14 protein-coding genes are annotated in these 22,260 nt (G+C 34.7%); 7 read left to right on the top strand and 7 right to left on the bottom strand.

Annotated elements, in window-relative coordinates; genetic code table 11:
* Positions 1–27: 27 nt before the first annotated feature.
* The 4 genes from BLT80_RS05505 to BLT80_RS05490 all read right to left on the bottom strand — a co-directional run bounded on the left by BLT80_RS05505 (position 28) and on the right by BLT80_RS05490 (position 7,071).
* Complete coding sequence (locus BLT80_RS05505; RefSeq protein ID WP_092466558.1) at positions 28–1,113, bottom strand: hypothetical protein; 1,086 nt, start codon at positions 1,111–1,113, stop codon at positions 28–30.
* A 17-nt stretch (positions 1,114–1,130) separates the two neighbouring features.
* Positions 1,131–2,705, bottom strand: coding sequence for a RagB/SusD family nutrient uptake outer membrane protein (locus BLT80_RS05500; RefSeq protein ID WP_175455547.1), 1,575 nt, complete (start codon positions 2,703–2,705; stop codon positions 1,131–1,133).
* Positions 2,706–2,718: 13 nt separating this feature from the next.
* Positions 2,719–5,895, bottom strand: a complete 3,177-nt coding sequence (locus BLT80_RS05495; RefSeq protein WP_139181019.1) for a SusC/RagA family TonB-linked outer membrane protein — start codon at positions 5,893–5,895, stop codon at positions 2,719–2,721.
* A 297-nt stretch (positions 5,896–6,192) separates the two neighbouring features.
* A complete protein-coding gene (locus tag BLT80_RS05490; RefSeq protein ID WP_092466555.1) occupies positions 6,193–7,071 on the bottom strand; it encodes an AraC family transcriptional regulator in 879 nt (292 codons plus the stop codon).
* Between the two features lie 189 nt (positions 7,072–7,260).
* Between BLT80_RS05490 and BLT80_RS05485 the strand changes: the two genes are divergently transcribed.
* From BLT80_RS05485 to BLT80_RS05455, 7 genes are read left to right on the top strand one after another with little or no spacing between them, the layout of a single operon-like run.
* Positions 7,261–8,376, top strand: a complete 1,116-nt coding sequence (locus BLT80_RS05485) for a glycoside hydrolase family 26 protein (protein ID WP_092466554.1) — start codon at positions 7,261–7,263, stop codon at positions 8,374–8,376.
* 5 nt (positions 8,377–8,381) lie between these two features.
* Positions 8,382–10,217 carry a sodium:solute symporter family protein gene (locus BLT80_RS05480; RefSeq protein WP_092466553.1) on the top strand — a complete coding sequence of 612 codons (1,836 nt, stop codon included), beginning with the start codon at positions 8,382–8,384 and terminating at the stop codon, positions 10,215–10,217.
* A 24-nt stretch (positions 10,218–10,241) separates the two neighbouring features.
* Positions 10,242–11,408: a glycoside hydrolase family 130 protein gene (locus BLT80_RS05475; RefSeq protein ID WP_092466552.1), complete on the top strand. Its 1,167-nt coding sequence runs from the start codon at positions 10,242–10,244 to the stop codon at positions 11,406–11,408.
* Positions 11,408–12,595: an AGE family epimerase/isomerase gene (locus BLT80_RS05470; RefSeq protein WP_092466551.1), complete on the top strand. Its 1,188-nt coding sequence runs from the start codon at positions 11,408–11,410 to the stop codon at positions 12,593–12,595. The genes BLT80_RS05475 and BLT80_RS05470 overlap by 1 nt, the downstream gene beginning before the upstream one ends.
* Positions 12,592–14,127, top strand: a complete 1,536-nt coding sequence (locus BLT80_RS05465; protein ID WP_092466550.1) for a glycosyl hydrolase — start codon at positions 12,592–12,594, stop codon at positions 14,125–14,127. Before BLT80_RS05470 ends, BLT80_RS05465 begins: the two co-directional genes overlap by 4 nt.
* A 7-nt stretch (positions 14,128–14,134) precedes the next feature.
* Positions 14,135–15,454 (top strand): glycoside hydrolase 5 family protein, encoded by a 1,320-nt coding sequence (locus BLT80_RS05460; RefSeq protein WP_092466549.1) that lies wholly within the window; start codon positions 14,135–14,137, stop codon positions 15,452–15,454.
* Positions 15,455–15,488: 34 nt separating this feature from the next.
* Complete coding sequence (locus BLT80_RS05455; protein WP_092466548.1) at positions 15,489–17,618, top strand: glycoside hydrolase family 9 protein; 2,130 nt, start codon at positions 15,489–15,491, stop codon at positions 17,616–17,618.
* Between the two features lies 1 nt (position 17,619).
* Here the strand turns inward: BLT80_RS05455 and bglX are convergent, their stop codons facing one another.
* From bglX to BLT80_RS05440, 3 genes are read right to left on the bottom strand one after another with little or no spacing between them, the layout of a single operon-like run.
* The gene (gene bglX, locus BLT80_RS05450; protein WP_092466547.1) at positions 17,620–19,905 is read right to left on the bottom strand and encodes a beta-glucosidase BglX; all 2,286 of its coding nucleotides are present in this window, start codon (positions 19,903–19,905) and stop codon (positions 17,620–17,622) included.
* A 9-nt stretch (positions 19,906–19,914) separates the two neighbouring features.
* The gene (locus BLT80_RS05445) at positions 19,915–21,288 is read right to left on the bottom strand and encodes a sialate O-acetylesterase (protein ID WP_245710121.1); all 1,374 of its coding nucleotides are present in this window, start codon (positions 21,286–21,288) and stop codon (positions 19,915–19,917) included.
* Positions 21,285–22,259, bottom strand: coding sequence for an aldo/keto reductase (locus tag BLT80_RS05440; RefSeq protein WP_092466546.1), 975 nt, complete (start codon positions 22,257–22,259; stop codon positions 21,285–21,287). Before BLT80_RS05440 ends, BLT80_RS05445 begins: the two co-directional genes overlap by 4 nt.
* Position 22,260: the final 1 nt, after the last annotated feature.

Here is a 22,260-nt window from a genome sequence, read left to right as displayed (position 1 = left end):
TTTTAAACTCCACTTGATTAATTTCTATTACAGGAAACCAAAATCATCAATATAGAAAATGTATTGTGCTAACCCTGTATTAGATGCCTCTTGAAAATCCAGTCTAAATAGAGTGTCTGGCGCACCACCATTTGTATAAAAATCAGATAAAGGAATCACGACTTTATTCCATACTCCTGGTATCAGTTCTATAGGCTGTACTGTCTGTGCTCCATCAAAATCATTTAAAGCAATTTGCACTTTATCGCCTACTGCTCCTGTTCCATATACAGAAACTGTAAGGGCATCATATTCATCAAATGGAATATTTGGTATTAAGAAAGACAGTCCAGACCAGGCTTCTCTAACACTTTTAATTGAGTATTCGCCTAGAGCAACTTCAGAAGACGCTAAATCGTGCGTCCCTCCCCATTCACTTGTCGTCCAATCTGGGTGCAAAGCATCTATATAAATAGAATAGCTAAATCCGTAAGAGTCGGATTGTGCAACAGCACCTCTACTCGTCGCTAAATAAATAAAAGCTTGTTCTATACCAGATGGCACCTCTACAGCAACTTCTGTTTCAGTAATAGATAATATTGTTGCTGGTGCTTCAACTAAGTTTCCATTTTCTTCTGATCCGGATACAAAGGTTACTGTAGACGTATCTGTAAAGTCACCCCCCTGAAGCTTAACTATTTTAATTCCATCTACCGTTTCTTCAGTAAATCCATCAATAGTTAATAATGAAAAATCATATTCGGTTACACCTTTTAAATTTTCTAAACGCAGCACATTTGCTTGATTTACATAAGGTGCTTCCAATGGTACTTTTACAAAAGCTATATTATCAGTTAAAAGCGCTGGATTAAATCCGGCTGGAAATCCATTAAAGTCAATAGATAGTAATGACGCTAAATTCTTCCCTCTTATAATATACGTTCCTTCTAATACACCTTGTGTTACAGGCACATCTTCTCTAGCTTCGCTCACACTCTCAATAACTGGTGGTGCGGTCGCTTCTGGAATTGAATCTTTTTGGAATTCGTTTTCGCAAGACGTTAACTGGACTAAGGCTAACAACATTAAAAAGAAAGCAGATATGTTGTTCAATGTGAAATTATTTTTTTTCATAATCTTCTTTTTTATTTTTATTCTCCAAAATTATAAGGCACCGGAGGTTGTTGTAATGCTGGGTTATTTTGAATTTCGTTTGTTGGATATGGAAACACCATATCATCCATTGTAGGACTATACATTTCAGAGTTAACTGTTGGAGGAGTTGTATCGTTATTATAAGCTCCTCGCTCTGTATTACTCAAATAATTCAGTGCAAAAGCAGGCCCACGTCTTACAACATCGTACCAAAATTCGAATTCGAAAGCCAACTCAATACGTCTTTCTTGAAAAACATCATCAATATCTGGGTTATCTATATTCTCTAAACCTGCACGTCTACGTACTTTATTAAGAGATTCGGTTCCAAATGAATTTGAACCTCCTCCCATAATTGCTGCTTCTGCATTTATTAATAACAACTCACCGTATCTAAGGATGTAAGTATTATTAGGATAACTCTGTTGTCCTCCGCCACCATTAGTTGCGGCATTACCTACGACATATTTTTTTATTCCAACATTTGTACCTTGATGGTTCACGGCATCAGATACAGTATACCCTCCGTTTAAATCCGGATAATAAGAACCAGGATCCATTATTGTAGCATAATAACGTACATCTAGCTCCTTGTCTTCATAAGCCTCTTGTAAATCTATTGATGGTCCAATCGCAGACCATCCATCCGAGAACCCAGTGATACCAGCTTGTGCGAAAAGAGATTGTAAACCATTACCTTCTGCATATTGACCAGATGTTGACCATTGTAGCGCAAAAATTGATTCCGGATTATTATCATTAGCGGTTAAGAACAAATCATAATAACTACCTGAAGCATCACCATCTGCTGCGTCACCACCATATAATTTAAATTCACCAGAATTAATTACCTCTTGAGATAATTGGAAAGCTTGCGTATAATTTTGCTCATATAAGTAAATCTTAGCTAACATTGCTTTTGCAGAACCACTAGAAACTTTTGCATTTAACTCATAACTACCACCTCTAATTTTTTGATAACAATTATCTACTGCAAATTGATAATCCCTTTTTATAAACTCATAAACATCAGACTCTGGATTTCTAGGAACAACAGGTTCTAGTATATATTCATCATTATCTGCAATGATTGGAATAGAACCAAAAATCCTTACAAGATAAAAATAAGCTGTTGCACGAATAAAACGCGCTTCGCCTATAGCATTATTAACGACATCTTGAGGGATATCTGGATTAACAAATTCCGGCAAGGTATTTATGACTGAGTTTGCTTGTGCAATTACAGCGTATAAAGACTCCCAAGCTTGGGTTAATGTTCCGTGTTCTCCTGTAATTGCAAAATTACTAAAATCGGCATTTCTAGGATCCCATGTACGTCCGTTACCTGAACTTAATTCACCAACACACCAAGAAACATTAGAGATGAAATTAAACCAAGGTTTAGAATATAAGTGATTCGTTCCAGAATTAACCTGCTCTTCTGTTTGATAAAAGTCTACAACGTTATACGAATCTTCTGGTGGCCTATCTAAAAATTCGTGAGTACATGATGGCAGAAGAAATAATACTGCCAATGTCAGCAAAAACTTAGTTCGTAATAAATTATTCATTATATCTTGGTTTTTAAAATTCAACATTGATTCCTAGCGTAAATGTTCTTGGTGATGGATAACGTCCATTATCCACTCCCAATAAAAGTGCATTTTGGTTATATGCCCCAACCTCTGGATCATAACCTGAGTATTTAGTAAATGTGTGTAGATTTTGAATACTTCCATATACTTTTAGTTTACTCAACCCAATATCTTTTGAAAATTTACTTGGTAACGTATACCCTAAAGTTACATTCTGTATCCTAAGATAAGAACCATCCTCTACATATCTATCTGATATATTAATATTTGGTGTATCATTTCTAGCTAGTCTCGGAGAACCTGCATTAGGATTATCAATAGACCAATAGTCTAATACTGAAGAAACTTGATTTGTATAGGTTCTATTTCCTGCTGTTAAAGAACGTCCGATAGCATTGAAAATATCATTCCCATAAGACCCTTGCATAAATATGGATACATCAAAGCTTTTATAAGAGAATGAGTTTTGAAAACCAAACGTGAAATCTGGATGTGGATTTCCTATTACGGTTCTATCATCACCATTAATAATACCATCCGGAACACCGTCTGGACCACTTACATCTTTATATTTTACATCTCCTAGCCATGTTGAACCAAACAAGGCATCTTCAAATGGTCTTCCGAATTGAATTGGTGCACCATTGATGTCATCTAAAGTTCTAAAAAGACCTTCTACTTGGTATCCGTAGAATAAACCTATAGGCTGTCCTACTTGAGTTAAGGTTATGTTCTGATTAGAATTATCTAAAGAAAGATCCCCATTTATAGTTAAATCTCCTAAAAGCTCATTTACTCTGTTTTTGTAATGCGACACCGTTAATGATGAACTCCAATTAAAATCCTTTGCATCAGTTTTGTAACTTAAAGTAACATCTACACCTGTATTTTGCATTTCACCTAAGTTTACCCACGGCGGAGTAATAGCTCCTGGTGAATTACCTCCCGTTATAAAATCGGTTACTGCAAGTTGATAAAGAAAATCTTTTGAAACTTTTTTGTAAACCTCAACTGTTGCGTTTAATTTCGAATCGAATAAGGTAAAATTTAAACCAAAATTTGTTTGTGTAGACGATTCCCAAGTTAAGTCTTCGTTCGCAAAATTCGCATATTCGAATCCTGTTCCAGTCCCTGTTGAGATTGTATTCAAACGTGCTCCATACGCAAAGTTTGGAATGTTTTGATTACCTACTTCACCATAACCTCCATATAGTTTTATATTTTCTATCGCCGTAAAACCATCCATAAAACTCTCATTAGATATTCTCCATGCTGCTGAAATAGAAGGGAAATAACCCCATTTATTACCTTCAGCAAATTTTGAAGACCCATCTGCTCTAAGTGATGCCGTCACATTATACTTATTATCTAAAGAATAGATTAACCTTCCAAAATAGGATTCTAATGCCGCACTTCCTTTGTATTGATCTGTAAAGTCATTAGCATCTCCTGTTCCTAAAATTGGAACATCGTTACTTACAAAATCTCCATCTTGAGCAATTGCACCTTCCCATCTAGACTCTTGTACCTCGTGTCCTACTAATGCTGTAAAGTTATGCTTACCGTTAAACGTTTTATTAAACGTAAATAAGTTTTTTACAATCCAAAAATCGGTGTTTTCATTTCTTATACTTAAATTATTAGTTCCCCTTTCTATAGCACCATAGCTAAATGTAGGCTGAAATCTGTTACTAATATTATTTCCAAAATCACCACCGACTTCTAATCTGTAGGTAAAGTTATCTGATATTTTAAACTCACTAAAAATATTTCCTAAAACTCTATTTCTTGTTAATTTGTTTTTAACGCTTAATGCCTCAGCAATTGGGTTTCTTACACCAAAAGCAATTTCTTCAGCAGTAACAGGGCCAGCAAAAGAACCATCTGGATTATAAACTGCCGTTGCAGGATTATTTAATAAAGAAAGTCCGATAAGTCCATTAGTTGAGTTATTTAAGGTTAGGCTTTCATTTGTTCTACTCATCGTAAAACTGGCCCCAACATTAATGGACTTATTTAATTTAGCATTCACATTAGCTCTTAATGAAATACGGTCGAATGAAGATCCTATTACCGTTCCCTCTTGATCGACATATCCTGAAGACAAAAAGTAATTTATACCTTCATTACCACCAGAAAAAGATACTTGATGATTTTGCATAATGGCGTCACTAAAAATTTCTTTTTGCCAATTAGTTCCTGGTCCTAATAAGTTCGGATTTAAAAAAGCTATCTGAGGATTAAGACCGTATATTTCACCGATTTCATTCTGCAACCTTGCGTAGCCAGGTAAATCTAGAACTTCAATTAAGTTTGTAGGACGCTGAATAGCCAAAAATGTGCTATACGCAAGTGTTCCTTTGCTATTTTTACCTTTTTTTGTTGTAATAATCACAACACCATTCGATCCTCTAGACCCATATATTGCCGTAGCAGAAGCATCTTTAAGAATATCAATAGATTCTACATCATTAGGGTTTAATGCTGACAACGGGCTTACTCCTGTAGAACCAGAACTCTCACCCAATCCATTATCTGCAATAGACCGTCCACTAGTACCTGTATTATTAGAATCTCCAGACACTGGTACACCATCAATAATATATAAAGGCTCACTAGAACCTGTAATAGTATTTATACCTCTAATTCTTACAGAAACTGCACTACCAGGCTGACCAGAATTCTGAGTAATACTCACACCTGCCGCTCTACCTTGCATCATTTGATCAATTCCAACTTGTGGTATAGTTTCTAATGCTTCTGTATCTACACTAGACACAGAACCACTTAATTGTTCTTTTCGTTGCGAGCCGTAGCCTATAACGACGACCTCATCTAAACCTTCAACACTTTCTTCTAATGTTACATTAATGAGTTCTTTATTATTTACTACAATTTCTTTAGTAGTAAACCCTATGTAACTAAACACTAAAGTGGCGTTTTCATTTACGTTAATTATATAACCACCATCAAAATCGGTCACCACACCATTGGTGGTGCCTCTTTCTATAACAGCAACTCCTAGTAGCGTTACTCCATTAGAATCATACACAGTTCCTTTTACTTGGTTTTGAGCAACAGCAAACTGCCCTATTATAAGAAGCAGTAAGAAGGAAAAACAATATTTAGTGCTGCAACAAATGTTTTTAAAATCGAGTTTTTGCATATTAATAGATGTTTGTAGAAGTTGATTATTAATTCCCAATTTTTTTACCTTTTAATTATTATATAAATAATTTTAAAGGTCGTTTATTGATGATTCCAAAATTAAGAGAATTGTTAACTTATTGTTAATATTATTTTGTCATTTACTAATAAAATATATTCGATAGGACAAAATAATACATGGAATTCGAATAATTGTATAGATAACAATTAAAACCCGAGGCATTTATTATGAAGAAGTTGCGGATATAAAAAAATACCGACTATTATAATATTGAAGGTCTAAAACGAAAAAAAATCAAAGGATTCTTTTAATACCAGAAAATTCATTTTTGTACTGACTAGGTGTGCATTTTTTTAACTTCTTAAACACCCTGTTAAAATTTGCGATATTATTAAAGCCGCAATTAAATGCGATTTCAGAAATGCTATTGTCTTTTTCTAACAACCACATTGCAGCATAACCAATACGAACATCATTAACATAATCTACAAATGTTTTGCCAGTTCTTTTTTTCATAAACCTATTGAAGGACACATTACTCATATTAACGATTTCTGAAACTTCGGAAAGCGTTATTTTATTACTGAAGTTCTCCTGAACATATTCATAAACAGCTTTTATCTTATCACTATTTTCAAAACTCTCTCTATTAACGGTATACGTAGATAGCAAGCGTTGATTTCTTGAATTAGCCAAATCGTGAAGTATTGAAATTAATTCTAAAAAATAATCCATTCCATCCAAACGAGACACTTGAGCTATTCTACTATATAATTCTGAAGCTGTTTTTCTTGAAAACAAAATACCATGAATAGATCTATTAAACATGTCTCTTATAGGCTTCATTATTCGTCTTCTTAAAAGATCTTGTGTAAATAAATTTTCATCAAACTGAATGGTGATCTCATGGATAGATTTGCTTTTACAGTTATGCGTCACCCAACCATGATGTAAATTTGGACCAACTAATACCAATTCAATATCACCAATTTCCTCCATACTATCTCCAATTATCCGCTTCACACCTTTACCATTATGTATGAAATTCAACTCAAATTCTGGGTGAAAATGTATCGGAAAGTCAAAATCTTCTTTCACCCTATCAAAGACTAAAAAACTATCCTCTGGAGATAACGGAGTGATTTCTCTATGCGTGTTTTTAAGAATATTCATAATAATGATTTATAATAGTGTAATAAATTGATAAAATAATACCAATTATGTAATGTTGTGTTCCTTAAATTTGAAATATCTAAAATTAATATATAAATCTTACGTTTTTCATAATTAAAAGTGTAAAAATATTAATTAATTTAAAATACAGATGTTCTTTTTTAAGAATACCATAAACACCTAACAATTATGTTTAGAAAGATTATCTCAATAGTATTAGTTTTTACAATGCTTTCTTGTAAATCAATTTACACGAGTGACTACAAAAAACCCAATTTGGTTGATAATAAAATATCAGAAAGCTCTAAATTATTGAGAAAAAAACTATTCCTTATCTCAAAAAAAGGTTTTGCTATAGGGCATCAAGATTGTACATCTTATGGTATGGGATGGAATAAAGCGGATTATCTCGATGTTGAAAAGAGTGACGTATTTGATATGATAGAAGACCAACCCTCAGTTTACGGTTTTGATATTGGTTGGATAGAAAAAGGATCGGACATAAACCTAGATAGTGTTCCCTTTGATTTGATGCGAAACCTAATTATAGATGCCCATAAAAAAGGTGGCATCATTACAATTAGTTGGCACGCCGACAACCCTGTGTCTAGCGGAGATTCTTGGGACCAAACACCTGCAGTAGCTAACATCTTAGAAGGAGGAGTTCATAGAGAAAAATATGAACTCTGGATCGGAAGAGTCGCAAGCTTCTTTAAATCTTTAAAGTATAATGATACAGAAATCCCAATAATATTTAGACCTTTTCACGAGATGAACGGCTCTTGGTTTTGGTGGGGAAAAGGCAATTGCACAACTACAGAGTATAAAACTTTATGGCATCAAACGGTTGAACTTTTAAGAGACAAACACAGTGTCAACAATCTATTATATACCTACTCACCTAATAAACTGAATCCTGATGATAATTATATGACTTATTACCCTGGAGATGATTTTGTTGATATTTTAGGTTCTGATATTTATGATTTCAACAATACTGAAGAATACATAAATTCAGTTGTTAATGATTTGGCCATTGTTAAATCTTATGCAACAGAAAAAGGTAAACTATTTGCATTTACAGAAACTGGCTTAGAAAAAATACCAACTACCAATTGGTTTACTGAGGTTTTGTATCCAAGTATTAAAGATTCTGGAATTAGTTGGATATTGTTCTGGAGAAATCATGACGAAAAACACCATTATATGCCTTACAAAGGACATACTAACGAGCTCGATTTTAAGAAATTTAAGGCACTACCTGAAACATTGTTCTTAAAAGACATAAATCTTATAAACCCATAATTCACATGCAATTACTACACACAATTGACATCCTAATTATCGCTTTATACTTAGTCACAATTATTATCATTGGCTTGGTACTTCGTAAAAAAGCTCAACAAAGTAAGGATGATTATTTATTGGGCGGTAAATCTATTCCTTGGTATTTATTAGGACTTTCTAATGCCTCTGGCATGTTCGACATATCAGGGACAATTTGGCTAGTGACGCTGATGTTTGTTTATGGGATAAAAAGTGCCTGGGTTCCATGGTTATGGCCCGTATTTAACCAAATATTTTTAATGGTTTATTTATCTAAATGGCTACGTAGATCTAATGCTACAACAGGTGCTGAATGGATAGGTACACGTTTCGGTTTTGGAAAAGGAGCAAAACTATCTCATATTATTGTCGTCATTTTTGCATTAGTAGTGTGCTTAGGTTATTTAGCTTATGGTTTTATTGGTTTAGGAAAATTTGTTGAAATCTTTGTGCCTTGGGAATTAGTAAGTAATTATGTTCCTTTTTCTATTCCACTAGAATATGTCCCGCATTTTTATGGCACCATATTCACGTTGTTTGCTGTGTTTTATTCTTTATTGGGTGGTATGTCTGGTATTGTTTGGGCAGATGTTGTTCAATTCGGAATTATGACCATTTCAGCCTTAGTCATAGGCTATTTAGGATGGCAAGCCGTTGGAGAATTTGGAGTTAACGTGCCAAAGGACTGGATGAATCCGTTTGTTGGAGGATTAGATTTAGATTGGAGTAATATCATTCCAGAAGTTACAGATAAAATTAAAAGTGATGGTTATGGTATCTTCACTTACTTCTTATTCATGATGCTATTTAAAGGAGTGCTTGTAAGTGTCGCTGGCCCTGCTCCAACATATGATATGCAGAAAATTCTATCTACTAAAAACCCCGTTGAAGCTTCAAAAATGAGTGGGTTTGTATCCGTAATTTTAATGCCAATTCGTTACTTAATGATTGCTGGTTTTGCTGCTTTAGCTTTAATCTATTACGATAAGTTAGATTTATTAAATGCTGCCGGACATATCGATTTTGAACTCATTCTACCAACAGCAATTAAAGAATTTGTACCTGTTGGCTTATTAGGCTTATTGTTAGCGGGCTTAATTGCGGCATTTATGTCCACTTTTGCTGGTACCTTAAACGCTGCTCAAGCTTATTTGGTCAATGATATTTATTTAAAATACACAAAACCTGATGCGTCTCAAAATCAAATAAAAAACATGAACTACATCACAGGTATCATTGTGGTTATTATCAGTATTGTTCTTGGTTTTTTCGCAGAAAATGTAAATGCCATATTAAACATTATTGTATCTGTGCTTTATGGAAGTTATGTAGGAGCTAACATTTTAAAATGGCATTGGTGGAGATTTAATGGCGAAGGTTTTTTCTGGGGAATGGTCGCAGGATTACTTGCTGCGGCAATAGTTCCACAATTATTTCCAAATGTGAATGCTTTATACTTATTCCCGATATTGCTAATTGTTTCATTAATAGGAAGTGTTATCGGCACCTATTCAGCCCCTCCAACGGAAGCAACGGTATTAAAAGATTTTTATAAAAACGTACGACCATGGGGATTTTGGAAACCGGTGCATGATCAACTAGCAGCCGAAAATCCAAACTTCAAAAAGAATACTGATTTCGGAAGAGACATGTTCAATGTCGCGATAGGTATAGTTGCCCAAACGGCATTAGTAATTTTACCAATGTATCTTATTTTCAGACAAGAAACTCCGGTCTATATTTCTATAGCGGTATTAATAGTATGTATCATTCTACTAAAGAAATTCTGGTGGAACAATTTAAATCAAAAACTCGATTAACCTTATAAAAACTAAACTATAGTTATGAGCATCAACACTATCGATAAGGCAAAAAAGCATTACGCTAAAACAGTACGTAGAAAAAATAAACCAGCTAAACTATCTAATGGCATTTATACCAGATATAAATACCCAATAGTCACCGCAAGTCATATACCAATTCATTGGAGGTATGATTTAAATCCTGAAACTAATCCTGATGGTATAGAACGTATTGGGTTTAACGCCACATTCAATGCAGGTGCTTTAAAATGGAATGGAAAATATATTATTTGTGTCCGCGTAGAAGGCAACGACAGAAAATCATTTTTTGCCATTGCCGAAAGTGCAAATGGTATAGATGGTTTCGAGTTTTGGGATAAACCTTGTGTCATTCCTCAAACCGAAATACCAGATACGAATGTGTATGACATGCGATTAATTCAACATGAAGATGGTTGGATTTACGGCATCTTTTGCACAGAGCGTAAAGATCCAAATGCTCCTTCAGAAGATACAAGTTCTGCAATTGCTAATGCCGGAATCGTAAGAACTAAAGACTTAATTAATTGGGAACGGCTTCCTGATTTAATTTCAACTACGGGACAACAACGTAATGTTGTATTGCATCCAGAATTTGTCAATGGAAAATATGCTGTTTACACACGTCCACAAGATGGATTTATTAGCGTTGGTAATGGAGGAGGAATAGGTTTAGGATTTATTGACGATATGCTGAATCCTGAAGTCAAACACGAAAAAATAATAAATAACAAAATCTATCACACTGTATTTGAGCTCAAAAATGGCTTGGGTCCTGCTCCAATAAAAACAGAAAAAGGATGGTTGCATTTGGCTCATGGAGTTAGAAATACAGCTGCCGGTTTACGCTACACATTATATATGTTTATGACCGACCTTAACGACATATCCAAAGTTACACACCAACCCGCAGGTCATTTTATGGCGCCTCTTAATAAAGAACGTTTAGGTGATGTATCAAACGTGTTGTTTTCTAATGGATGGATAGAAGATAACGACGGTACTGTTTATATATACTACGCCTCTTCTGACACAAGAATGCATGTCGCAGTATCGTCTATCGATTTATTGGTTGATTATGTTATAAACTCACCCAAAGACGGCTACACCTCAGCAAGTTCTGTGGATACCATCATAAATTTAATTGATAACAATAAAGGATTGTATTAATGTCTAAACCCTACCAACAGCTTCAAAACGAATGTAAAATTGAGCTCGGCAATATTCTAGAGTATTGGTGTAAAAACACATTGGACCAAAAGTATGGTGGATTTTTTGGTCAGATTAATCATTTCAATGTTGTTATTCCAGAAGCCTCAAAAGGCATCATCTTAAATTCGCGAATTCTTTGGAGTTTCTCTGCCGTATCTAATCATTTTCAAACGGAAACGTATAACGACTTTTGCGATAGAGCTTACAATTATCTCAAAACTCATTTTAACGATACCATTTCTAAAGGTGTGTTCTGGGAATTGGATTATTTAGGAAACCCTATTAACAAACGCAAGCAGGTTTATGCTCAGGCTTTCTCTATTTATGCTTTATCAGAATACTATATACTTTCAAAAAATGAAGCCGCTAAAGATTGGGCTATTGAACTATTCAACCTTATAGAAAAACATGCTAAAGATGAACACTCAGGATATTTAGAAGCCTTTAATGAAGATTGGAGTCCTATTGAAGATATGCGATTAAGTGACAAGGATATGAATGCTGAAAAAACAATGAATACACATCTTCATATTTTAGAAGCCTACACGTCACTACTCAAAATATATGACCATCAAAATTTAAAAGACTCCTTAACAACATCAGTAAACCTCTTCCAAAATAAATTTCTAAATAGCAACAATCACTACGACTTATTTTTTGATGAAAATTGGAATTTACTAAGCAATACAGTGTCTTATGGACATGATATTGAAACCACTTGGTTAGTTCTCGAAGCCGCAAAAGCTTTAAATAATGATGCATTATTAAAAGACGCAAAAGCTACGGCAATACAAGTTGCTAACACCTTTTTAGAAGAAGCCATTGATAGTGAAGGTGCTGTTATAAATGAAAAAAACCTGAATACAAATCATAAAGATACTGATAGGCATTGGTGGCCACAGGTTGAAGCTTTAGTGGGTTTAAAATATGCTTACGACATCAAAAAAGACAAAAAGTACATTGATAGCTCCTTAAAAATATGGGAGTTTACTAAAAAGTATATTATAGATCACGAAAACGGAGAATGGTATTTTAGAGTTGATAAAAAGGGAAAACCTTATACAGAAGAAGACAAAGTAAGCATGTGGAAAGCTCCATACCATACCTCTAGAGCATTAATTATTTTAAGCAACAACTGTAAATGAAAAAACTACTACTAATGAGTGTCTTTTTTGGACTATTCGTCTTCAGTTGTTCTAAAGACGATCCTGAAATTGAAAATGACATTCTAGTTAATATCTCTGCAACGATTGGTTTTGCATCAGAACCATCATCTAACGGAGAATTCACATTTACATTAACAAACACAGTGAGTACAGTCACACTTATTAATTACACCATTAGTGGAACTGCAACGAATGGCACCGATTATCAAACCATTGCTAATTCTATTAGTATTCCTGCAAATACCTTAAGCAAATCAATAGCTATCATTGTTCTTGATGATACAACAACAGAAGGTGATGAAACGGTAACCATGACTTTAAATGCAACGAACAACAACGTTATTATAGGAAATTCAGATGTTGCAACAGTTACTATTTCTGAGCTACCCGAAGAATTTATACTATCACCAGATGAAACCTATTTATATATGGTAAATCCGAATGCAACACCACAAACAATTGCACTGTTTTATAATTTAAAACTACTTTCTAAAACCAAATTTGTCGTTGGTCAGCAAGACGCTTTCAGTAGTTTTTATAACGATAACATTGGAGAATCTGACATCATGAAAACAACAGGAAGTGATCCAGGTTTATTAGGGTTGGATTTTATGTTTATTACAGATGACAATAATAATGGAGCCACATCTAACTGGTATTATCAGCAAGAGCAGAATATAAAATCAGACGCCATAGAAGCTTATAATAAAGGCATGATAAACTCCTTTTCATGGCACATGAGAGAACCTTATAACGGTGAACATTTTTACACTAGCGAAATGACTCAATTTCAGAAAGATAACGCACTTGTTAGCATTTTACCCGATGGTGCAAATCACGATTACTACAAACAAAAACTTCAGAAAATAGCAGATGTTGCTAATAGCATGGTTGGAAGCGATGGAAACTTAGTGCCCTTTATTTTTCGGCCTTTTCATGAGTTTGATGGAGATTGGTTTTGGTGGGGAAAAGATTATTGTACACCACAAGAATTTAAAGCACTTTGGCAATTTACCGTCACGTATTTAAGAGACACATTGCACGTCAACAATATCCTTTTTGCTTTTTCACCAGACAACAATTTTTTCTCGGCTGCGGAATACTTAAGCAGATATCCTGGTGATGCTTATGTAGATATTCTTGGGATGGATAATTATTCCGATTTTAATAATCAAGGTCAAATGGCTTTAGAAAGTGCGAACGAAAAACTTCAAATTCTTACGGGTCTTGCAAAGGACCGCGTTAAAATTGCAGCATTAACAGAATCGGCTTATATCGTAACACCTGGTGTTAATAATCCTATTTCAGGATTTTATTCTAACCACATGTATAATGCTTTATCTGATAATAATGTAGAAATCGGCTATATGATGTTTTGGACAAATACTTCAAATACCTACTGCACACCACCTCCAGGACAACCTAGCACTTCAGACTTCTTAGAATTTGTAAACAAACCGAGATCGGTATTACAAAACGAACTGCCTAATATATACGAATTACCTCAATAAATTTACAATGAAAAACTTCAAGCTAATAATAACAAGCCTTTGTATTACAGTACTATTTTCCTGTAAAAGTAAAAAATATGTGTTTGATGAAACTCCAGAGAAATCAGATTTTATAACTGTAAAAGGCACTCAATTTCAAAAAGGAGATCAACCCTATTATTTTATCGGAGCTAATTATTGGTACGGTCCATTATTAGGAGCCAAAAAAAGTGGAGATCGCGAACGCCTTATCAAAGAATTAGACTTAATGAAATCTGTTGGTATTGACAATCTACGCATTTTAGTTGGTGCAGAAGGAGATGGAGGTGACTCAAGAGTTTTTCCTGCTTTACAACCAGCACAAGGTCTTTACAATGACGATTTACTTGATGGTTTAGATTTTTTACTAGCCGAAATGAGACAGCGAAATATGTATGCTGTACTCTATTTAAATAACAATTGGATATGGTCTGGCGGCATGTCTGAATATTTAAAATGGAATGGTTATGGTGAGGTTCCAAACCCATTTTTAGAAGCGTATTCTTGGGATGACTACATGAACTACACCAAACAATTTCATAGCTGTGAACCTTGTACAGAGGCCTTTTATAAACATATAAAATACATTATTGGTCGCACAAATTCTTATACCAATATTAAGTATGTAGATGATCCTTCTATTATGTCGTGGCAAGTGGCAAATGAGCCTAGAGTTTTAATGACTCCAGAACATGAAGACGCTTTTGCAGGTTGGTTAAATGAGACCGTACGGATTATTAAAGAATTAGCACCTAATCAACTTATCTCAACAGGAACCGAAGGAAAACATGGTTTTTTACAAGACATAGACATGTACCAAAGACTGCATAAAAATGAGAATATCGATTATTTAACCATGCACATGTGGCCAAAAAATTGGGGTTGGTACGATATTGATAATGAAGAAGAATCGACCCAAGTTTCTATAATAAATGCTAAAAAATACATGAATGAACATGTCGTAATTGCGAATAAACTAAACAAACCTATTGTGATGTCTGAATTTGGATTTCCTAGAAAAAAAGAAAATCTATCACCTGAAGCGTCCATAGAAAACAGAAATACATTTTACAAAGCTATTTTTGAAGAGGTTCAAAAAAACAAAACAAATCTAAGTCCTATTGCTGGTTTAAATTTTTGGGGATTTGCGGGTTATGCGATTACAGATCCAAATAACGGAAAATGGAAACATGGTGATGATTTCACTGCAGATCCTCCACAAGAACCACAAGGTTTAAATTCTGTTTTTGCATCTGACGTTTCAACTTTAGAATTGATTAAAAAGTATAATTTATTAATTGCCGAATGATTATTACAATATAAATTCAATAAAAGATTCACTTATGAAAGTCACTATTTTCACCATCTTGTTTTGCATTCCTTTTTTTATCAGTTCGCAAACGCAGTCTAAATATATTGTAGTGGATCAATTTGGTTATCGGCCAACATCAGAAAAAATTGCGATACTAAGAGATCCTATTTCAGGTTTTGATGCGGCAGAATCTTTTGCTCCAAGTTTTTCTTATGCTATTGTTGACGCTACAACAAACACTCAAGTATTTTTCGGAAATACGGTTCCTTACAAATCAGGTATTGAAGACCCTTCTTCCGGAGACCGTGTGTGGTGGTTCGATTTTTCGGCATTTGAAACTCCAGGGACATATTATGTTCTAGATATCAATAAAAATTTAAAATCATACGACTTTGTTATTGCTGAAGACATCTATTCTGATATTCTAAAACATGCCGTTCGCACGTTTTACTACCAAAGAGCTGGCTATGCCAAAGACGCCACTTATGCAGGAAGCAATTGGGCAGATGGAGCAAGTCATATAGGCCCATTGCAAGACACACAAGCAAGACGTTGGGATGCACCCAACGATGCCTCAACTGAAAGAGATGTAAGTGGAGGCTGGTATGATGCAGGTGATTATAATAAATACACCACTTGGACAGCCAATTACATTGTTGATTTATTAAAAGCTTATCAAGAAAAGCCTGATGCTTGGACAGATGACTATAACTTACCACATTCTGGAAACGGCACACCAGATATTATTGATGAAATAAAATGGGGAATGGATCATTTATTACGTCTTCAAGAAACGGATGGCTCAATGATAAGTATTGTCGATTTATCGCATGCCTCACCACCATCTTCTGCAACCGGACAAAGTTTATATGGAGCCGTAAACACATCATGCACCCTAGCTTCTGCTGTGGCATTTGCACTTGGCTCTAAAGTTTTTAATGATTTAGGTAACACAACATACGCTTCAACATTAGAACAAAGTGCTATTAATGCTTGGAATTGGACAGAAGCAAATCCAAATGTGATTTGGGAAAACAATAGTTCTGCTTATAACTCATTGGATATTGGAGCAGGACAACAAGAAACGGATGACGATGGTCGTTTTGCTTATAAAATGAGAGCTGCCATACATTTATATGAAGCAACGTTAGACACTGGCTACAAAACATTTATTGATAACAATTACCAAAACATGCATTTAATATTATGGAATTACGCCTATCCTTTTGAACAAGAAAGTCAGGAAACATTATTGTATTACACTAAAATTCCATCAGCAAACCCAACAGTTGTAGCCGCAATTAAAACCACGTATGAAAATGCAATGAACACTACAGCTAATTTTGGTGCGCTAACCAATGAAACAGATCCTTATCTCGCTCATCTTACAGATTATGTTTGGGGCAGTAATGGTACAAAATCTCGAAAAGGTCTAATGTTTATGGATTACATTAATTACGATATTAATAACGCTAATAGTACGGATGCTTTTAGAGCTGCAGAACGTTACATTCACTATATACATGGTGTAAACCCATTAAATTTCTGCTATCTATCTAACATGTATGATTACGGAGCAGACCACGGTGTCAATGAATTTTACCACACTTGGTTTAGCGACGGAACGGATTGGGATAACGCTCAAAATGATTTATATGGTCCGGCACCTGGATTTGTTGTTGGTGGTGCTAATCCATTTTACGATTGGGATGGTTGCTGTCCATCTGGTTGTGGCAGTCAAACTTGTGACATAACTCAAGTAGACCGAATCAAAGGACAACCTAAACAAAAAGCTTATGATGATTTTAATACAACTTGGCCAATGAATTCTTGGGAAGTCACTGAAAATAGTAATAATTATCAGGTGGCTTATATTCGTTTGCTATCTAAGTTTGTTGGATTGCAAGAACCACTTTCTGTTAATGACGTCGTTAATAATTCAAACATAACCTTACATCCCAATCCTTTTAAAAATGAATTTACGATTACCACAGAAGAACCAGCTACTTATCATATTTATGACTTAGCCGGACGCTCTATTTCTACGGGTCGTTTTTCAAACTCTTGTGCTATTGGAAAAAACATTAAGACTTCGGGTATTTACTTTGTAAAAGTAAGCTTAAAGACTTCTAGTAAAACATTTAAACTGATTAAAAATTAATTTATTCAAGTATAAAATCGGTTTCTAATACGGTTATAGAACTTCCACCTACAAAGACTTTAAAGTCACCTGGCTCAATAATAAAATCACCGTTATTGTTATAGAATCCAAGCGTTTCTTTATTTAAAGTGAAGCTAATCGTTTTGGTTTCTCCAGCTTTTATTTCCACTAATTCAAATCCTTTGAGTTCTTTAACAGGACGTGTAACACTGCCTACTAAATCTCTAATATATAATTGAACCACTTCTTTTCCATCTAACTTCCCCGTATTAGTCACATTAACACTCACCTTTACGTCATCTTCTAAAGCAAAAGTATTACCGTTAAGTTCTAAATCCGAATAGCTGAAACTCGTATAACTTAAGCCATGTCCGAAAGGATATAGTGGAGTTTTTTCAACATCAGAATAGTGTGACCAAAATACGTTATCATCCTTATCTATTGGTCGACCTGTGTTTTTATGGTTGTAATAAATTGGCACCTGACCAACATTGCGAGGAAAGGTCATTGGTAATTTTCCGCTAGGATTATAGTCACCATATAAAACCTGTGCTACAGCATTTCCGGTTTGTGTTCCTAATTGCCATGCTTCAACAATTGTTGGAATATGTTCGTCTGCCCAAGAAATGGCTAAGGGACGTCCATTATTTAAAACTAAAACGATGTTTGGGTTTACCTCATAAACAGCTTCCAATAATTCTTGCTGAACTCCGGGTAATTGCAAATCTGTACGACTTCGCCCTTCACCACTTTGAAATCCATACTCACCTAAAACCATAACCACAACATCCACAGTTTTTGCAACCGCTATAGCTTCAGCAAAACCACTCGTATCTGTTGTGTTGAATTGAATTTCTTTAAGAAATGTCGTTTTTTCAGTAGCCACCTCAGCACCTCTCACATAAGTTAAGGTATTTCCGGTATACTTTTCCATTCCTTCTAATACAGATACCCCAGTTTCATCGTCCGAAGCGATTCTCCAACTTCCTAAAGGACTCGATTTATCATTAGCTAAATCGCCCATTAAAGCGATTTTCTGACCTTCTTTTTTTAATGGTAATAGTTGATTGTCGTTTTTTAATAACACAATCGACTTTTTCGCCATATCCAAAACAGCTTCGTGATGTGCCGGATTTCCTATAGTTTCTTTCTCTCTTGTTTCATCACAATATCTATAAGGGTCTTCAAACAAACCTAATTCAAATTTTACACGTAAAATACGTCTTACAGCATCGTCTACTATAGATTCTTCAACAACACCATCTTTAACAAGTTGAGCCAATTCTTGCACATAGACATTGCCTTCCATATCCATATCTGAACCAGCAATTGCTGCAATTTTAGCAGCTTCTCGCTTATCTTTAGCATGTCCCCAACTTATCATTTCAAAAATTGAAGCCCAATCTGAGATAACATAACCATCAAAACCCCATTTACCTTTTAAAATATCGCGTTGCAAATGCGAACTTCCAGTTACTGGCACGCCATTTATTTCATTAAATGAATTCATCAAAGTCCGTACACCAGCATCTACAGCCGCCTTAAAAGGCGGTAAAACCATATTATGTAGCGTTGATGTTCCTATATCTACGGTATTGTATTCTTTACCAGCTTCCGCAAATCCGTAAGCCGCAAAATGCTTAGCACAAGCAGCAATAGTATTCGTTGCAGACAAATCATCTCCTTGAAACCCATGCACTCTAGCCACAGCAATTTTACTCCCTAAATAAGGATCTTCACCAGCACCTTCCATAACGCGTCCCCAACGTGCGTCTCTACCAATATCCACCATGGGTCCAAATGTCCAATTAATACCAGATGCCGCAGCCTCTGCAGCCGCTACACTTGCTGATTTTTTAATCGCTTCCATATCCCAACTTGCAGCTTCTGCTAAGGGAATTGGGCTTAAGGTTTTATACCCATGAATAACATCAAAACCAATAATTAACGGGATGCCTAATCGGGTTTCCTCTACTGCTATTTTTTGAACAGCTCTCACCTCTTTCACACCTCTTACAGACAACATAGAACCGACCCAACCTTTTCTTAAATGTTCATATTTTTGTTCTGCACTACCACCTTCTGGCGCAGGACCTGTAACATCCCAAAAACCATTATACTGATTCATCTGACCTACCTTTTCTTCGATAGTCATGATTTTTAATAGTGAATCTATTTTGTTTTCTATAGTTTTATTTTTTGTCATCTTCATATTATTTTGGGCCTTACAATTTGTGAATACAAATAGCGTTAAAGCAAAAATTATCGTGTGTTTCGTAGTCGTCATGATTTAAATTTATTTTTCTGTAGTAAAACTAGAAGCTGGTAAATCTGCCCTATTAAACACATTAGATTGTAATGCGTTTCCCCAAGCAAACCTTACGCTAAATGGTTGTTTCACCTTATTAGAATATACCAGTATGGTCTGATCTTTTAATTTAGTTTTTGCAGGATAAAACACATTATCTTCTCCTGCTATCTCGAACAAAGAAGCTGTTCCTTTTATAAAAAGACCATCTGCATTTTTAAAATGAATTACTGCATTTTCTTTATTATAAACAACGCGTTCTAATTCCGGATGTTCTACAAGATTATCTATGGCTTGATACTGTTTCTTCAAAGCTATATTCGCTAATCTTTGTCCTACTGATTTTTTATTTTTTGGGTGAATATCATCTGTTGGAGATATATCGGAAACAACTACAATTTCAACATTCTCAATTGTGTTAGCTACTTTACGTTGCGCATCTCTAATAATTACACTTCCATAATGTTTATAGCCATCATCATAAGGTGCTATTTGAACGATATAAAATGGAAAATCAGCTTCCCATAACATTCTCCAAGACGTAATTAAAGCTGAAAGTGTTTTATCATAGACTAAAGACCCTACATTTGATTCTCCTTGGTACCAAAGCGTTCCGGCTAAATTATAGCCTGCAATAGGATAAATCATGGCATTGAATGCTTTTGCGGGTTGGGTTGGACCCCAATCTTGTGGTTGGAGTTTATTGGCTGCTTCAGTTAACACCTTATCGTTTTCAAAAACTTCTTCTGGTATCCATATCTCTGCAGGTGTGCCTCCCCATGCAGAAATAATTAATCCAACAGGTGTATTTTTAATATTTTCTTGAAGTTGTGTTGCGAAAAAATAAGCTACAGCACTATTATCTTTCATCGTTTCTGATGTGCAGATCTCCCATTTTCCGATGATATGATCTTGCGGACCATCTGCAGAAGATTTCTCTACTTTAAAAAAACGAATTGTGGGATGATTTGCTTCAGCAATCGCTTCTTCTCCATTTTCAATTCCCCAAGACGCAGACATTTCCATATTAGATTGCCCTGAGCACAACCAAACCTCACCTATTAAAACATCGTTTATTATGATTTCATTGTAACCAGAAATGATTATTGAATACGTAGAACCTGCTTTTGGTGTTTTAACTATAAGCTCCCATTTAGCATCACTTGTCGCTTTAACAGTATAGATCTCATTAGTCCAAGAAGGTTTAATTTCTACAGTTTCATTAGGACCCGCCCATCCCCAAAATTTGACATCCTCATTTTGTTGTAAGACCATATGGTCTGAAAATATAGATGGCAAAGTTATGTTGGCTAACATAACGTTAGACATTAATAATAAGATGTATAGTATTCCTTTTTTCATGATCGTTTTAAAATGGCAACGATAACCTCTCGCTCTTCCAATGAAAATATTTTATTTTCTAACGCATTAATATTTTCTAACAATTGATTTTCACTACTTACACCAACCAATACAGAAGATACATCTTTATCTTTTAACAACCACGCTATGGTCATTTGCGCTAAAGATTGGTTTCTACTATTTGCAATGTTATTTAACAATTTTGCTCGTTTTATGTTTTCTGTTGTAAGCGAATCTAATTGTGAACACTCAGATTTTTTTTCATTATTTAAATCCGTTGATGCTTCTTTCGAATATTTTGAACTGAAAATTTTCTGTTCCAAAGAAGAAAAAGGAACACAGATTACTCCTTCATCCTTTAAATCGTCTATTAATTTTGTTTCAGCCCAACTATCCATTATATTAAATTTTGGTTGATAAATTAAGTGTCGCGTTCCGATAGTTCTTATACTATTTGAAACGTTTTTAAATTCTTCTACACTAGAAAACGAAACCCCTACATATAATGCTTTTCCCTGGCGAACAATTAAATCTAATGTTGCCATAGTTTCTTCTAAAGCTATTTCAGAACTTAAATTATCGACATAAAAAATATCAATATAACCTACACCTAAACGCTTCAAACTTTGATCTAAACTAGCTATCAAGTCTTTTTCTGAAACGTGTTGTATTTCACAATTAGCTTTAGTTGAAATAATAAATTCATCTCTGTGATTGAAAAAACTTCGTCTAAAAATAACACCAAATTTTTCTTCAGCTGTATTTAAAATTGAAGCCTTATTATTTGCTAAATCAAAATGAGTAATCCCATTATCAAAAGCGGTATGTACTATATTTTTACTGCTTTCAAGATTTTCTTTATGCCAAAAATCGGACCATAAACCCAATGACATTTCAGACACTAACAATCCGCTGTTTCCACAACGTCTATAATACATATCCTCATATCTATTTACAGAAGCTGAATACATA

Origin of the sequence: Winogradskyella thalassocola (assembly GCF_900099995.1) — a bacterium.
GTDB lineage: Bacteria > Bacteroidota > Bacteroidia > Flavobacteriales > Flavobacteriaceae > Winogradskyella > Winogradskyella thalassocola.
The sequence above is the reverse complement of the archived record's forward strand: the minus strand, read 5'-3'. Positions and strand labels throughout refer to the sequence as shown.